This is a genomic window from Paracoccus sp. (in: a-proteobacteria), assembly GCF_047605025.1.
Lineage (GTDB): Bacteria > Pseudomonadota > Alphaproteobacteria > Rhodobacterales > Rhodobacteraceae > Paracoccus.
In genome coordinates this window covers 54,247-70,024 of record NZ_JASGGO010000022.1, presented here as the reverse complement: position 1 = coordinate 70,024, position 15,778 = coordinate 54,247, and the positions used below count along the sequence as shown (strand labels likewise).

Annotated in this window: 16 protein-coding genes; 12 read left to right on the top strand and 4 right to left on the bottom strand. The window is 66.6% G+C overall.

From position 1 onward, the window contains the following. The 11 genes from QM682_RS13245 to QM682_RS13195 all read left to right on the top strand — a co-directional run. On the top strand, positions 1-633 hold a 633-nt coding region (locus QM682_RS13245; RefSeq protein WP_415130491.1), incomplete at its 5' end, for a 4Fe-4S dicluster domain-containing protein. 91 nt (positions 634-724) lie between these two features. Next, on the top strand, positions 725-2,593 hold the full coding sequence (locus QM682_RS13240) for a tetratricopeptide repeat protein (RefSeq protein ID WP_415130489.1): 1,869 nt from the start codon (positions 725-727) through the stop codon (positions 2,591-2,593). A 3-nt stretch (positions 2,594-2,596) separates the two neighbouring features. Beyond that, positions 2,597-3,427 (top strand): 4-(cytidine 5'-diphospho)-2-C-methyl-D-erythritol kinase, encoded by an 831-nt coding sequence (locus tag QM682_RS13235; RefSeq protein ID WP_415130487.1) that lies wholly within the window; start codon positions 2,597-2,599, stop codon positions 3,425-3,427. A gap of 26 nt (positions 3,428-3,453) precedes the next feature. After that, the gene (locus QM682_RS13230; RefSeq protein ID WP_415130485.1) at positions 3,454-4,188 is read left to right on the top strand and encodes a pyridoxine 5'-phosphate synthase; all 735 of its coding nucleotides are present in this window, start codon (positions 3,454-3,456) and stop codon (positions 4,186-4,188) included. Between the two features lie 60 nt (positions 4,189-4,248). Next, a complete protein-coding gene (acpS, locus tag QM682_RS13225) occupies positions 4,249-4,683 on the top strand; it encodes a holo-ACP synthase (protein ID WP_415130483.1) in 435 nt (144 codons plus the stop codon). A gap of 57 nt (positions 4,684-4,740) precedes the next feature. Continuing rightward, the gene (gene lepB, locus QM682_RS13220; protein ID WP_415130481.1) at positions 4,741-5,565 is read left to right on the top strand and encodes a signal peptidase I; all 825 of its coding nucleotides are present in this window, start codon (positions 4,741-4,743) and stop codon (positions 5,563-5,565) included. Between the two features lie 104 nt (positions 5,566-5,669). Then, positions 5,670-6,359: a ribonuclease III gene (rnc, locus tag QM682_RS13215; RefSeq protein ID WP_415130495.1), complete on the top strand. Its 690-nt coding sequence runs from the start codon at positions 5,670-5,672 to the stop codon at positions 6,357-6,359. Then, entirely contained in the window at positions 6,356-7,267 is a 912-nt protein-coding gene (gene era, locus QM682_RS13210) for a GTPase Era (RefSeq protein ID WP_415130479.1), read from the top strand. The genes rnc and era overlap by 4 nt, the downstream gene beginning before the upstream one ends. Next, positions 7,260-7,595: a DUF1491 family protein gene (locus tag QM682_RS13205; protein WP_415130477.1), complete on the top strand. Its 336-nt coding sequence runs from the start codon at positions 7,260-7,262 to the stop codon at positions 7,593-7,595. Before era ends, QM682_RS13205 begins: the two co-directional genes overlap by 8 nt. Before the next feature lie 171 nt (positions 7,596-7,766). After that, positions 7,767-10,205 carry a DNA topoisomerase (ATP-hydrolyzing) subunit B gene (gyrB, locus tag QM682_RS13200; protein ID WP_415130475.1) on the top strand — a complete coding sequence of 813 codons (2,439 nt, stop codon included), beginning with the start codon at positions 7,767-7,769 and terminating at the stop codon, positions 10,203-10,205. Positions 10,206-10,438: 233 nt separating this feature from the next. After that, positions 10,439-11,146 carry an outer membrane protein gene (locus QM682_RS13195; protein ID WP_415130473.1) on the top strand — a complete coding sequence of 236 codons (708 nt, stop codon included), beginning with the start codon at positions 10,439-10,441 and terminating at the stop codon, positions 11,144-11,146. Between the two features lie 294 nt (positions 11,147-11,440). On the opposite strand, the gene QM682_RS13190 is transcribed toward QM682_RS13195, so the two are convergent. Continuing rightward, a complete protein-coding gene (locus QM682_RS13190) occupies positions 11,441-12,139 on the bottom strand; it encodes a helix-turn-helix transcriptional regulator (RefSeq protein WP_415130471.1) in 699 nt (232 codons plus the stop codon). Between the two features lie 66 nt (positions 12,140-12,205). Here QM682_RS13190 and QM682_RS13185 point away from each other — a divergent pair, with 66 nt between their 5' ends. Next, positions 12,206-12,802, top strand: coding sequence for a glutathione S-transferase family protein (locus QM682_RS13185; protein WP_415130469.1), 597 nt, complete (start codon positions 12,206-12,208; stop codon positions 12,800-12,802). Here the strand turns inward: QM682_RS13185 and QM682_RS13180 are convergent, their stop codons facing one another. From QM682_RS13180 to QM682_RS13170, 3 genes are all read right to left on the bottom strand, one after another. Next, on the bottom strand, positions 12,803-13,693 hold the full coding sequence (locus tag QM682_RS13180; protein WP_415130467.1) for a DMT family transporter: 891 nt from the start codon (positions 13,691-13,693) through the stop codon (positions 12,803-12,805). Between the two features lie 129 nt (positions 13,694-13,822). Further along, positions 13,823-14,122 (bottom strand): HU family DNA-binding protein, encoded by a 300-nt coding sequence (locus QM682_RS13175; RefSeq protein WP_311159252.1) that lies wholly within the window; start codon positions 14,120-14,122, stop codon positions 13,823-13,825. A 149-nt stretch (positions 14,123-14,271) separates the two neighbouring features. Continuing rightward, positions 14,272-15,756 (bottom strand): AMP nucleosidase, encoded by a 1,485-nt coding sequence (locus QM682_RS13170; RefSeq protein WP_415130465.1) that lies wholly within the window; start codon positions 15,754-15,756, stop codon positions 14,272-14,274. Positions 15,757-15,778 lie beyond the last annotated feature (22 nt).

The following is a 15,778-nucleotide window of genomic DNA, read 5'->3' as shown; positions in this document are numbered from 1 at the left end:
GCGATGCTGTCGGGGATCGCGGCGGCCGAGGCGGCGGCGGCGGCCATCGCGGCGGGCCGGATGGGCGACGAGCTGACCGATTACGAGGCCGAAGTGCGGACCGGCGCCATCGGCCGCGACCTGCGCCCGGTGCGCAACGTCAAGCCGATCTGGTCGCGGCTGGGGCTGTGGCCGTCGCTGGCCTTGGGCGGCTTCGACATGTGGGTGGCGAACCTGACCGGCTGGAACCCTCTGGGGACGTGGCGCCACGGCAAGACGGATGCCGAGGCCACCGGCAAGGCCGCCGATTTCCAGCCCATCGACTATCCCAGGCCCGACGGCAAGCTGTCCTTCGACCGGCTCACCAATGTCAGTTTCAGCTTCACCAACCACGAGGAAAGCCAGCCCTGTCACCTGAGGCTGAAAGACCCCGCGACCCCCATCGCGGTGAACCTGCCGGTCTACGCCGAGCCCGCGCAGCGTTACTGCCCCGCCGGCGTCTATGAGGTCCTGGAGAGCGAGGCCGGCCCGAAGTTCCAGATCAACTTCCAGAACTGCGTCCACTGCAAGACATGCGACATCAAGGACCCCTCCCAGAACATCAACTGGACAACACCACAAGGCGGGGACGGGCCAAACTACCCGAATATGTGATCACGCACCGGGCGATGCCGGGGAATCCCTGCGTTGCCCAATGCCGCCCTGGCGGCTAGGGTCACGCTCGCAACCCGCCAAGAACAGGCCCATGCCCGTGACGACAAGACTGATCCCGCTGGCGCTGATCGCGCTGACCGCCGCGCCCCTGATGCCGCAGGCCGTGCTTGCCGCTCCGCAATCCGCCTTTCGTCTGGCGCAGGCCGCGCCCAAGCCGCGACCGGCCCATGCCGCGCCCCCCGAAGCGCCGGCGGCCCTGCCCCAGCCGGTCGTGCGCGGCATGGCCGGCCCCTATCTGGCCGCCAGGCAGGCCGCCATCGGCAACGATTTTCCCGCCGCCGCGAACTATTTCCTGCAAGCCATGGCGCAGGACGACACCGATCCCTTCCTGCAAGACAGCGCGCTGATCTCGCTGATCTCGGCCGGCGAGATGGAGCGGGCGGGCGCGCTGGCCGTCACCATGTCCAACCAGGGCCGGGCGACCGAACTGGCACGGATCATGCAGCAAACGGAGCTGGCCCGGAACGGGCGCTGGCAGGATCTGGTCAATGCCATCGACCGTGCCCCGCCCCTTGATCCCGACGACAGCATGGAGGGCGCGACCCCAGGCGGGAACGAGCTTCTGGACAAGATGATCCGGGCCTGGGCGCTTCTGGGCGCGGGGAATGCCCGGCAGGCGCTTTCCGCCTTCGAGGAGATGGGCAAGGTCCGGGGCGCGCGGCCGATGGTGAACTATCACCTGGCGCTGGCCAAGGCAAAGGTCGGCGATTACGAGGGCGCGGCCCAGCTTCTGGCCGATCCCGCGACCGGCATCCATATCCTGGGCCTCGTCGCCAGGGCCGAGATCCTGTCGCAACTGGAGCGGAACCAGGACGCCATCGCCATGCTGGAAGGCACGCCCGGCTTCGCCGAGGAACCGCAGCTCGTCCGCCTGCGCGACAAGCTGCAAAAGGGCGAGACCCTGCCCTTCGAAACGATCCAAAGCCCCGCCGACGGCATCGCCCAGGTCTATCTGACCTTCGCGAGCGTGCTGGCCTCGGGGGATGAGCCCGATCCGCTGGCGCTGATCCATACCCGGCTGGCCTCTTATCTTTCGCCGCGCCTGGGCGAGGCGCATCTGCTGGCCGCGCAGATCCTGCAAGGCATGGGCCAGTATGACCTTGCCGAGCGGGAATTCGACGAACTGCGCGAGTTGGGCGACATGCGCCCGGTGGCGGAACTGGCGCGGATCGACGCCCTGGCCCGCGCCGAGCGGCCGGACGACGCCGAAAAGGCGGCGCTGGCGCTGACCGCGACCCATCCCGAACTGGCCCAGGGATGGATCGCCCTGGGCGATCTCCTGCGCCAGCAGGACAAGTTCGGCCAGGCCATTCCCGCCTATGACAAGGCGCTCAGCCTGATCGGCGACAAGGACGCCCAGGCCCGCTGGTTTCCGCTTTATGCCCGCGGCATGGCGCAGGAACGCGCCGGCCAGTTCCCCAAGGCCGATGCCGATTTCCGCGCCGCGCTGAAGATCCGCCCCGACAGCCCGCAGGTGCTGAACTACCTGGGCTACAGCCTTGTGGACCGCAACCAGAACCTGGACGAGGCGCTGACCCTGATCCAGCGCGCCGTCGATCTGCGGCCGGATGACGGCTACATCCTGGATTCGCTGGCCTGGGCCTATTACCGCATGGGCCGCTTCCAGGAGGCCGTCGCGCCGATGGAGCGCGCGGTCTCGGCCATGGCCTCGGACCCGCTGGTCAACGACCATATGGGGGACATCTATTGGATGGTGGGCCGCCAGCGCGAGGCCGAGATCCAATGGCAGCGCGCCCTGTCCCTCAAGCCCCAGACCGAGGCCGAGGCGGTGCGCATCCGCGCCAAGCTGGACCGGGGCCTGGACGCGGTGCTGGCCGAGGAAAAGGCCAAGGGCATCTTGCCCGACGCACCCCGCGCCCCCGAGGCGCCCAAGGACTAGCGCATGGCCCTTTTCCGGCGCGAGCTTGCCCCCGCCAAGCTGAACCTGACGCTGCATGTCACCGGGCAGCGGCCGGATGGGTATCACCTGCTTGATTCGCTGGTGGTGTTCCTTGGGGTCGGCGATGTCGTGACCCTGACCGATGGCCCGCCGGGCCTGTCCCTTTCCGGCCCCTTCGCCGCCGGACTGTCCGATGGCCCCGACAATCTTTGCCTGCGCGCCGCCCGCCTTGCCGGGCGCGATGAAGTGGCGATCGGACTGGAAAAGAACCTGCCCGTGGCCTCGGGGATCGGCGGCGGCTCGGCCGATGCGGCGGCGGTGCTGCGGATCCTGGGCACGCGCCCGCAAGGCGCCGAAGCCCTGGGGGCGGACGTGCCGGTCTGCCTTGCCGGCCGCGCCACCCGCATGCGCGGCCTGGGCGAGATCCTGGACCCGCTGCCCCCGCTGCCCGCCTTGCATCTGGTGCTGGTCAACCCGCTGATGGCGCTTTCGACCCCCGCCGTCTTCCGCGCGCTGGATTGCCGCGAGAACCCGCCGATGCCCCAGGCGCTGCCCGACCTGTCGGACCTTCCGGCGCTGATCGCCTTCCTTGCCGCCTGCCGCAATGACCTGCAAAAGCCGGCGATACGGCTGATGCCGCGCATCGGCGATTGCCTGACAGCACTTCAAGCCCAGGGCGCGATACTGGCGCGCATGTCCGGCTCGGGCGCGACCTGCTTCGGAATTTTCGACACGGCCCGGACGGCGCAACAGGCCGCCGCCCGCCTGTCCCGCGAATATCCGGGCTGGTGGTCAGTCGCATCGGGACTCGCCCCCGCGCCGATCAGCGGCTAGACCGGCCCCATCACCAGGAGAGTCCCATGCTTCGCCTCGGCGTCAACATCGATCACGTCGCCACCATCCGCAACGCGCGCGGCACGCCCTGGCCCGATCCGCTGCGCGCAGCCCAACTGGCCGAGGCCGCCGGCGCCGACGGCATCACCGCCCACCTGCGCGAGGATCGGCGCCATATCTCGGACGCCGATATCGACCGGCTGATGGCGGGGCTGCGCCTGCCGCTGAACCTGGAAATGGCGGCCACGGCGGAAATGCAGACCATCGCGCTGCGCCACCGCCCGCATGCGATCTGCCTTGTCCCCGAAAAGCGCGAGGAGCGCACGACCGAGGGCGGGCTGGACGTGGCGGGCAACGAGGCCGCGCTTGGCCGCTATATCGAACCCCTGCGCGCGGCGGGATCCCGCGTCTCGCTTTTTATCGGGCACGAGGCGCGCCAGATCCAGGCGGCCGCCCGCATCGGCGCGGCGGTCGTCGAACTTCATACCGGGGCCTATTGCGATTTCGACACCGAAGGGCGGGTCCAGGAACGCGATGCCGAACTGGCCGCCCTGCGCCAGGGCGCGGCGCTTGCCCATGGGCTGGGCCTGGAGGTTCACGCCGGCCACGGCCTGACCTTCGACACGGTCGGCCCCATCGCCGCCATTCCCCATTTCATGGAGCTGAACATCGGCCATTTCCTGATCGCCGAGTCGGTCTTCATCGGCCTTGAAGAGGCGATCCGCCGGATGCGCCGCCGCATGGACCAAGCCCGCGCCTGAAGTCATTTCTGTTTCCCGAATAGCCGTTCAACGTTTTCCACCCAAACCCAAGGCCGAAACATGATCCTGGGCATCGGCTCGGACCTCGCGAATATCGAACGCATCGCCGGCGTGCTCAGCCGCCACGGCGACCGCTTCCGCAAGCGCGTCTTCACCGACCTGGAACTGGCCTTGGCGGCGCGCCGCGCGCATGAGGCCGCGACGCTTGCCAAACGCTGGGCCGCCAAGGAAGCCTGCTCCAAGGCGCTTGGCACCGGCCTTGCCATGGGCATCGCCTGGAAGGACATGGCGGTCCGCAACCTGCCCTCGGGCCAGCCGACGATGGAACTGACCGGCTGGGCCGCCGAGCGCCTGGCCGCGATGACACCCGCCGGCCACCGCGCCCATGTCCATGTCACCCTGACCGACGATCACCCCTGGGCGCAGGCTTTCGTGCTGATCGAGGCACTTCCCGAAGACGTGAGCCCCGCGCCTATTCCCGGCAAGCCAGCTTGACTTTCCGGCGCCGCCCGGACCATGAACGCGCGACTTCCGCATGAAGGGACGGCATAAATGGCCAAGAGCAACGCCCGCAAGGATGGGGGCATCTGGGAAACCATCAAGACCATCTTCTGGGCGCTGATCATCGCCGGGATCTTCCGCACGCTGTTCTTCCAGCCGTTCTGGATACCCTCGGGCAGCATGAAGGACACGCTGCTGATCGGGGATTTCCTGTTCGTGAACAAGATGGCCTATGGCTATTCCAGCTATTCCTGTCCGCTGAAGGGCTCGCATATCCCCGGCACGGATATCGCGATCAACCTGTGCCCCTTCTCGGGCCGCATCCTTGGGGCGGAACCGCAGCGCGGCGACGTGGTCGTCTTCCGCCACGCGCGCGGCGACGACTTCATCAAGCGCCTGATCGGCCTGCCTGGCGACCGCATCCAGATGCGGGACGGCACCGCCTATATCAACGGCGTGGCCGCGCCCCAGGTTCCGGCGGGCGAGTTCGTCGAGGCGCAGCAGCCGCAAGGCCCGCAAGGCAGCCTGCCTTGCCCCGCCGGCATCCGCGCGCCCCAGGACGGGCAATGCGTGGCGCCACGCCTGACCGAGACCCTGCCCAACGGCGTCAGCCATGACGTGCTGAACCTGACCGATGGCGGGCCGGGCGACAATACCGAGGAGTTCCTCGTCCCCGAGGGGCAATATTTCTTCATGGGCGACAATCGCGACAATTCCGGCGATTCGCGCTGGCCCGCCTCGCGCGGGGGGGCGGGCATGGTGCCGGCCGACCGCATCATCGGGCGTGCCGACCGGATCATGTTCTCCTCGGCCGGGAAATCGCTGCTATATTTCTGGACCTGGCGCGCCGACCGCTTCCTGAAGGCGGTGGACTAGGGTGCCGGGGCCAGCAGGGACCGCCTCGCGGCGCGGCCGCGACCTGAAACCTGTCGCATAAGGGAAGATTGCCGGGACCGCCCCGGCCATGGCACAATCGCATGATGAAGATTTCCGCCGACCTCCGCGCCTTTTCGGAACGCCTGGGCCACGATTTCGCCCAGCCGGAACTGTTGCAGCGCGCGCTGACGCATGGCTCGATCTCGACCGCGACCCGGCCCGACAATCAGCGGCTGGAGTTCCTGGGCGACCGGGTGCTGGGCCTGACCATGGCCGAGGCGCTGTTCTCGGCCGACCGCTCGGCCACCGAAGGACAACTGGCGCCGCGCTACAATGCCCTGGTCAAGGGAGAGACCTGCGCCGCCATCGCCCGCCAGATCGGGTTGGGCGACGTGCTGAAACTGGGCCGGTCCGAGATGATGTCCGGCGGTCGCCGGAAAGAGGCGCTGCTGGCCGACGCCATCGAGGCGGTCCTGGCCGCCGTCTATCTGGATGCGGGTTTCGAGGCCGCGCGGGCCGTCATCCTGCGGCTTTGGGCCGAGCGACTGGAAAACGTGGACGACGATTCCCGCGACGCCAAGACCGCGCTTCAGGAATGGGCGCAGGCCCAGGGCATGGGGCCGCCGCGCTATGTCCAGACCGCGCGCTCGGGTCCCGACCACGCGCCGGAATTTCAGATTACCGTCCGGCTGGAGGATGGCCGCGAGGCCATGGCCAGCGGCAAGGGCACCAAACGCAGCATCGAGCAGGCCGCGGCCGCCGCCTTGCTGGCGCAGATCGAAGGAACCACATGAGCGAAACGCGCGCGGGCTTCGTCGCCCTGATCGGCGAACCGAATGCCGGAAAATCCACTTTGCTGAATCGAATGGTCGGGGCAAAGGTCTCGATCGTGACGCATAAGGTGCAGACGACGCGCGCCCGCATCCGGGGCATCGCCATGCATGGCGCGGCGCAGATCGTCTTCGTCGACACGCCAGGTATTTTCCGGCCCCGCCGCCGGCTGGACCGCAGCATGGTCAAGGCCGCCTGGGGGGGGGCCGCGGATGCGGATGTGATCTTGCTTCTGATCGAGGCGCATCGCGGGCTGACCGACGGCGCCTGCGCCATCATCGAGAGCCTGCGCGAGCATGCCGGCAAGACCCCGGTGGCGCTGATCATCAACAAGATCGACCGGGTCAAGGCCGAGCAATTGCTGGCCTTGTCGCAAGAAGCGAATGGCGCGTTCGAATTCGCCAGGACCTTCATGCTTTCGGCGGAAAAGGGCTATGGCTGCAACGACCTGGCCGACTGGCTGGCGGGCGAACTGCCCGAAAGCCCCTGGCTTTACCCCGAGGACCAGGTGGCCGACCTGCCCATGCGCATGATCGCCGCCGAGATCACCCGCGAGAAGCTGACGCTGCGCCTGCATGAGGAAATTCCCTATCAACTGACGGTCGAGACCGAACGCTGGGAGGAAAAGAAGGACGGCTCGGCCCGCGTCGACCAGATCGTCTATGTCGCCCGCCCCGGCCATAAGGGCATCGTGCTGGGCAAGGGCGGCGAGACGATCAAGGCCGTCGGCCAGGCAGCGCGGGCGGAGCTTTCGGAATTCATGGGCCGGCCTGTGCATCTGTTCCTGCAAGTGAAGGTGCGCGAGAACTGGCTGGACGAGGCCGAACGCTATAACGAGATGGGCCTCGATTTCCGCGACGGCGATGCCTGAAGCAAGGCTGGCGGCGGGGATCTGGGTCTCGGCCTATCTGCGGCGGCTGGGACTGGCCGATATCCCGGCCTATGTGACCCGGCACGGCGACGACACCGCCGGCAGCGTGATGGTGAAATGCGCCACCCTGGACGGCCGCGCCAGCCTGTGGTCGCGGACATGGGATTTCCAGACCGACCAGCGCCCATGGCTGCGGCTGGAGGAAGCCCCCGAGCGCGAGATCGACGCCCGCATCGCCCGCGACGCGGCCCGCGATCCCGACCTGTGGGTGATCGAGATCGAAAGCCGCGACGGCCGCACGCTTCTGGACCAGGACGGGCTGGCGTAAGCCCGGCGGCACGGGCGGCATGGGTATTTGAAAAGCAAAGAAGGGCGAGGCGGCGGGGCGGCGATCCTTGCCGCCTCGGCAGGCCGCGAGCCGCTAAATCTTGTGGCTTTCCCGTGACATTCCCCGGCTTTGCCCCTATAAGATGCGAGTCCAAGGCAGGATAAGAAGACAATGAACGAACCCGCCCCGCAGATCTCGGAATATGGCGCCGATTCCATCAAGGTTCTCAAGGGCCTGGAAGCCGTGCGCAAGCGTCCCGGCATGTATATCGGCGACACCGACGACGGCTCGGGCCTGCATCACATGGTCTATGAGGTCGTGGACAACGGCATCGACGAGGCGCTGGCGGGTCACGCCGATTTCGTGCGCGTGAAGATCCATGCCGATGGCAGCGTCTCGGTCCGCGACAACGGGCGCGGCATTCCCGTGGACCTGCATCCGACCGAAGGGGTTTCGGCGGCCGAGGTCATCATGACCCAGCTTCATGCCGGCGGGAAGTTCGACCAGAACAGCTACAAGGTCTCGGGCGGGTTGCACGGGGTCGGCGTGTCCGTGGTGAACGCGCTTTCGGACTGGCTGGAATTGCGGGTCTGGCGGGGCGGCAAGGAGCATTACGCCAAATTCGCCAATGGCGACACGGTCGAGCATCTGCGCGTCGTCGGCGAGGCCGGCCCCGGCGAGAAGGGCACGGAGGTGCGCTTTCTGGCATCGTCCAAGGAGGACCGCGAGGACGGGACCTTCTCGAACCGCGATTACGTCTACAAGACCCTGGAGAACCGGCTGCGGGAACTGGCCTTCCTGAACTCGGGCGTGCGGATCATCCTGGAGGATGAACGGCCCGCCGAGGCGCTGCGCACCGAGCTGTTCTATGAAGGCGGGGTGCGGGAGTTCGTGAAGTTCATCGACCGTTCGAAAACCCCGGTCATGGCCGACCCGATCTTTATCCAGGGGGAAAAGAACGGCATCGGCGTCGAGGTCGCCATGTGGTGGAACGACAGCTATCACGAGACGGTGCTGCCCTTTACCAACAACATCCCGCAGCGCGACGGCGGCACGCATATGGCGGGCTTCCGCGGCGCGCTGACCCGCGTGATCAACGCCTATGCCCAGACCAGCGGCGCGGCCAAGCGCGAGAAGGTCGATTTCACCGGCGACGACGCGCGCGAGGGGCTGACCTGCGTGCTGTCCGTCAAGGTGCCCGATCCGAAATTCAGCAGCCAGACCAAGGACAAGCTGGTCTCAAGCGAGGTGCGCCCGGCGGTCGAGGGGCTTGTGGGCGAGAAGCTGGCCGAGTGGTTCGAGGAGAATCCGGCCGAGGCGAAATCCATCCTGGGCAAGATCATCGAGGCGGCGCTGGCCCGCGAGGCCGCCCGTAAGGCGCGCGAGTTGACCCGGCGCAAGACCGCGATGGATGTCGCCAGCCTGCCCGGCAAGCTGGCCGATTGCCAGGAGAAGGACCCCTCGCTTTCGGAGTTGTTCATCGTCGAGGGCGACTCGGCCGGCGGCTCGGCCAAGCAGGGACGTTCGCGCCAGAACCAGGCGGTGCTGCCTTTGCGCGGCAAGATCCTGAACGTCGAGCGCGCGCGTTTCGACCGGATGCTGTCGAGCGATCAGGTCGGCACGCTGATCACCGCGCTGGGGACCGGGATCGGACGGGACGAGTTCAATCTGGACAAGCTGCGCTATCACAAGATCGTCATCATGACCGATGCCGACGTGGACGGCGCGCATATCCGCACCTTGCTGCTGACCTTCTTCTTCCGCCAGATGCCGGAACTGATCGAGGCGGGGCATCTGTATATCGCGCAGCCGCCGCTTTACAAAGTCAGCCGGGGCCGGTCCGAGGTCTATCTGAAGGACGAGGCCGCGCTGGAGGATTACCTGATCGAGCAAGGCATCGACGGCGCCACGCTGCGGCTGGGCAATGGCGATCATATCGCCGGTGCCGATCTGGCCCGCGTGGTCGAGGAGGCCCGCACCACGCGGCGCATCCTGCGCGCCTATCCGACGCATTACCCCGCCCATATCACCGAGCAGGCGGCCATCGCGGGCGCCCTGCTGCCGGGGCGGATCGACCAGGACGCGCAGGGCGTGGCAAGCGCGGTGGCCGTGCGCCTGGATCTGATCGCCGAGGAATACGAGCGCGGCTGGTCCGGCCGCCCGACTCAGGATGCCGGCATCCGCCTGACCCGGTTCCTGCGCGGGGTCGAGGAAAGCCGCACCCTGGACGGACAGATGCTGCGCAGCGGCGAAAGCCGCCGCCTGGGCGCGATGACGCCGGGCCTGCAAGAGATCTATGGCGCGGGCGCGCATCTGATCCGCAAGGACCGCGACATCGCGATCCACGGCCCCCTGAGCCTGTTGCAGGCGATCTTCCTGGAGGGCGAAAAGGGTCTGTCGCTGCAACGCTACAAGGGCTTGGGCGAAATGAACCCCGAACAGCTTTGGGAAACCACGCTGGACCCCTCGGCCCGGACCATGCTTCAGGTGCGGATCGAGGATCTGAGCGAGGCGGACGACATTTTCACCAAGCTGATGGGCGACGTGGTCGAGCCACGGCGCGATTTCATCCAGCAAAATGCCCTGAGTGTCGAAAATCTGGACACCTGAACAGATAAGTTCAGATTTTCGCTTTCATCCCTCGACAACCCGTCGCAACCTAGGGATTATTGTTGCAGTCAGGACGCTTCTTGACTGTAGCTAAACCTATTCACAGCAGCGTATGTTGCGACGCGATCAGTGTGGATTTATGTCTACGCCAATGGCGTTGCCTTTCCGCAAGGCGGCTTGCCATGTCGCTGTGACAGGTCCGTGGACTGCGCAGCCAAAAGGGAGATTTGGGAATGAACTTGATGAAAGCGGGCGCTCTGGCCGGCACGATGGTCCTGGGCGCCGCTACGGCGCAAGCCGGCGGCTACGTCGCTCCGATCGTGGAAACCGAACCGGCGGCGCCGGTCGTGGCGCCGGTCGGTGACTGGCAGGGCGCCTATGCCGGCGTGACCCTGGGCTATGCCTTCAAGGGCAAGGATCAGGTCGGAGTCGATACCACCGAGGTGAACACTCTCAGCAAGTTGGAACTGAGCGGCGCCAATGCCGGCATTCGCCTGGGCTATCGCTGGCAGAAAGACCGCTGGGTGTTCGGCCCGGAACTGGGCTATGAGGGCGGCGACATCAAGGACAGCTTCTCTAGCGGCGGTTACGATGCCGAATCGAAGGTCAAGAACGTTTTCGCCCTTCGCCTCAAGACCGGCTACGACTTGGGCAACGGCACGCTGGTCTATGGCATCGCGGGCGTGGGCCGGGCCAAGGTCGATTATTCCGTCATCGGAACCAGCACGAGCAGTTCGATCGCGGTGGACGACAGCTTCTCGCGCACCGGCTATATCCTGGGCCTGGGCGTCGAGAAGAAGCTGAACGACAGCCTGTCGCTGACCGGCGAATATGAATATGCTAATTTCGGCAAGGAAACGCTGGCGGATGCCGACGGGGTCAAGACCAGCGCGACGGCGCAATACAACAACATCAAGCTGGGCCTGAACTTCAAGTTCTGATCCTGCCGAGCCGATTTGCTTCAGGGGGGCTGCCCGTCAGGGCGGCCCCTTTGCCATGCGTGGCGGATCTAAAGCATTTCGGCCGAACCCTGAATCGCTTGGGGTCTTCTTGTGGTGCTGATCGTGTTTCCCTTCCGTGTGGGAAGACGGATCGAGATGGAAATCGCCCCGAGTGGTGAAGCCCGGCCCCGGTCGGGAACAGGATGTGATCGACGCATACCGGCCCAAGCTCCGAAGCATTCCGTGAAAATCGGGCAGGGTGAACCGCGGGGCACCGTCTTGCGGATCACGGCGTCAGGCGTGATGCGGCCCCTCGGCCCGCTCGGTCAGGTATTCGCGCAGCAGCGCCACGCGGTGGGGGCGAAAGCTGGCGCCACCCGGCCGCATCGCCTGGATGCGGGGCACATGGAACAGCCGGAAATCCTGGCGTAACCTGCAATGCGCCAGCAGCAGCATGCTGCTTTCGCAATAGCTGAGGCCCAGGGGCCATATCTCGCGCCGGGTCCGGGCCTGGTTCAGGTCCAGATAATCGATATCCAGGCTGCGCTCATCCCAAAGCGCCTGGCGCAGCAGGGCCATGTCGATGCGAGGCTGGGCGCGGGGCGCAGAATTGCGAAACAGCCGCATCGTCGCGTGCATGGCGTGGCGGCCCTGGCTTTCCGGCAGGGTGGCGATGATGCGGGCCAAGGCATCCTCGCCCGCCCGCGTCAGCGCCGCATCGTCCAGCAGCCGCAAGCCCGAGACCGCCAGCAGCAGCGCCTCGATCTCGATGCGCGAGAAGCTTTGCGGCGGCAAGGCCGGATCCTCGGTCATCGTATAGCCCAGCCCCGCCTCGCCATCGATCAGCGCGCCGCCCGCGCGCAGCGTGGCGATGTCGCGGTAAAGCTGGCGCAGGGAAACCCCGGTCTCTTCGGCCAGCCGCGCCGCCGTGACCGGGGCCGGCAGGCGCCGCAGCGCGTCCATCAGGCGCATCAGCCGGTCGGTGCGGGACATGCTGTCACCTTTTGTCAGGAGCCGGGATCTATCGTCATGCGGCATTCACCTTAGCAGGGACAAGACATGCTGACATTGTATCATTCGCCGCGAAGCCGCTCGACCAGCATCGTGCAATTGGTCGCCGAGCTTGGGATCGACCAGCAGATCCGCATCCAGACCGTCACCATTCCCCGGCAGGACGGCAGCGGCGGGCGCGATCCGGCCAATCCGCATCCCGAAGGCAAGGTGCCCTATCTGACCGACGGCACGGACCATGTGCGCGAACGCGCGGCCATCGTGATCTATCTGACAGACCGCTTTCCCGAGGCGGGACTGGCGCCTTTGCCGGGCGATGCCGGGCGCGGCCAGTATCTGTCATGGGTGATCTGGTATCAGGGCGTGTTCGAGCCGGTCGCGATCCTGTCCTGGGCCGGCGTCGATCATCCGGCGATCAAGGCATCGCTGCGCGATTACGACACGGCGCTGGCGCGGCTGGATGAGGTGCTGTCGCGGCAGCCCTATCTGCTGGGCGACAAGTTCAGCGCGGCGGACCTGCTGTGTTCGGGGCCCTTCGCATGGTTCGGCGACATGCTGCCGACGACACCGGCGGTCAAGGACTGGGTGGCGCGCTGCCAGGACCGCCCCTCGGTGCGCGCCCTGAGCGCCGCCGAGGGGCGCTGATCAACGCCCGGCCGGTCGCTCGGGCGCGGGGATCCGGGCCAGTTGCACCATAAGGATCCCCGCCGCCACGATCAGCGCGCCGATCACGTCCGAAAGGCCGAACCGCTCGCCCAGCAGCGCCGCGGCGGTCGCGACCCCGAAGATCGGGGAAAGGAAATGGAAGGTCGCGGCGCGCACCGCGCCCACCCGCCCGACCAGCAGGAACCAGATCCAGGTCGCGGCGACGCCGGGCGCCAGTATGGTATAGATGAAGGAAAAGACCAGCGGGCCGCTCCAATGCACGGGGCGGCCCCATTCCATGACCAGCGCCGGAAGCGCCAGGGCCAGCGCGCCGACCGCCATCTGCATGGCCACGATGGTCATGATGTTGCGGCTGCCCCCCACGCCCCGCGCGGCAAGCGTGGCGAAGGCCAGGGCGACCACGGCGATCATGCACAGCATCGCGCCCGGCACGTCCAGCCCATGGCGCAGGCGCACGCCCATGATGATCACGACGCCCAGCACCCCCGCGACAAGCCCGGCCACGGCAAGCGGACGCAGCCGCTCACCATATAGCGACCAGCCCAGGAAGGCCACGATCAGCGGCATCATCGAGGCGATGATCGACGCGGCCGATGCCTCGACATGCTGCATCGCGATCCAGTTCAGGCCCAGGTAAAGCGCGTTCTGGCACAGGCCGAAGATGATCACGGTGCGCCATTCCGCGCGGCTCAGCCGCAGGCTCTGGCCCATCAGCCGCGCCAGCACCAGCGCCGCCACGGCGGAAAGCGCGAAGCGGATCACCAGCGCGGTCAGGGGCGGCGATGCCAGCACGATGATGCGCGTGGTGGTAAAGGCCGAGGCCCACATCAGCGCAAAGCCCACGCCCATCAGAATGGCCTTGGCGTCCATCGCCGTCCCTTCCCTGCCTTTTCCCCCATGGGCTAGCAGAAGGCCCCGCAGGCGCAAGAGGGGGCGGTGCCAAAAGCAAGGGGGCCGCGCGATCCCGCGCGGCCCCCTGCAAAGCGAAACTCCGACGGATCAGGCGTTCACGCTGTCCTTCAGCGCCTTGGCGATGGTGACCTTGACCACCTTGTCGGCGGGTTTCGTCATCATTTCCTGGGTCTGCGGATTGCGGACCTGACGCTCGGGGCGGGCGCGACAGGCGACCTTGCCAATGCCCGGCAGGGTAACGGCACCGCCATCCGCGACGGCTTTCGAGACAACGGCCGACAGCGCATCCAGCGCGGCGGCAGCGGTTTTCTTGTCGCTGCCCATCTCTTCGGCCAGCGTGGCAACAAGCTGGGTCTTGGTCATCGGTTTCGAAGCGGCCTGGGCCATTCTCTGTCTCCTCGTTTTTTCCCATTCGGGAAATTTTCGGACGCCGCCTTGGCGGCATGGATGTCGCTACACAGGTTTTTTGCGCGCAATTCAAGCGATTTCGGCAGTTTTCCCCAGCAAACGCGGTGAAACAGCCGACGCTGCCCGCTCTACAGGAACGCCGTCTCGTTAAAGGATCGCAACTTGCGCGAGTGGATTCGCTCAACCGGGGTGGCACGCAGCTTTTCCATCGCACGGATTCCGATCAGCAAATGGTTCGCCACCTGCGTGCGGTAAAAGTCCGTGGCCATGCCGGGCAACTTCAGCTCTCCGTGCAATGGTTTGTCCGAAACGCAAAGCAGCGTGCCGTAAGGCACCCGGAAGCGAAAGCCGTTCGCGGCGATGGTCGCGCTTTCCATGTCAAGCGCCACCGCGCGCGATTGAGACAGGCGTTGAACCGGGCCGGACTGATCATGCAGTTCCCAGTTGCGGTTGTCGATGCTGGCGACGGTGCCGGTGCGCATGATGCGCTTCAACTCATAGCCCTCAAGCCGGGTGACCTCGGCCACGGCCTCCTGCAAGGCGACCTGCACCTCGGCCAGCGGGGGGATCGGCACCCAGATCGGCAGGTCGTCGTCCAGGACGTGATCCTCGCGCAGATAGGCATGGGCCAGGACGAAATCGCCCAGCGACTGGCTGTTTCTAAGCCCGGCGCAATGGCCCACCATCAGCCAGGTATGCGGCCGCAGCACGGCGATATGGTCGGTCGCGGTCTTGGCGTTCGACGGACCGACGCCGATATTGACCAGGGTGATGCCGTCGCCATCGGCCCGCTTGAGGTGATAGGCGGGCATCTGCGGCGTCTTGGCCCCGGTCGCCAGCACGTCCTCGGGCCGCTCCAGCACCTGGTTTCCCGGCCCGACGAATTCGGTATAGCCGGAATCGGGATCCGCCAGGGCGCGGCGGGCGAAGGCTTCGAATTCGTCCACATAGAACTGGTAATTGGTGAACAGGACGAAGTTCTGGAAATGCTCGGGCAGGGTCGCGGTGTAATGCGCCAGCCGCGCCAGCGAATAATCCACGCGCTGCGCCGTGAAGGGGGCCAGGGGCTGGCTGCCATCGGGATTGGGTCCCGCCGTGCCGTTCACGATGTCGTCGTTGGTGTTGCGCAGATCGGGCACGTCGAACACGTCGCGCAGCGAAAATTTCAGCACCCCCTCCTGCGGGACGTTCAGGTCGCTTTTGGTCGCCACCGCGAAATGCACCGGCATCGGCGTCTGGCTGTCGCCGACCGAGATCGAAATGCCGTGATTCTTCATCAGCAGGCCGATCTGTTCGGTCAGATAGCCGCGAAACAGGTCCGGCCGGGTGATCGAGGTGGCATAGCTGCCCGGCACCGCCACATGGCCGAAGGACAGCCGCGAGTCGGTTTTGGTATGGCTGGGCACGACCATGCGCACCTCGGGATAGAAGGCGCGGAAGCGGGCATGCGGCGCGGCGCCCTCGAAGGTCTCGACAAAGCGGCGCAGCAGGAAGTCCGTGGCCCGGTCGTAAAGCGCGATCAGGTATTCGACCGCCAGGGCGGGATCTTCGAAATGCACCCGCTCGGCGGGCTCGGGGGTTTCCACGGGCAGTTGTCGACGCTCGATCAGCATGCGGCCAGTCTCCTTTTGCGCG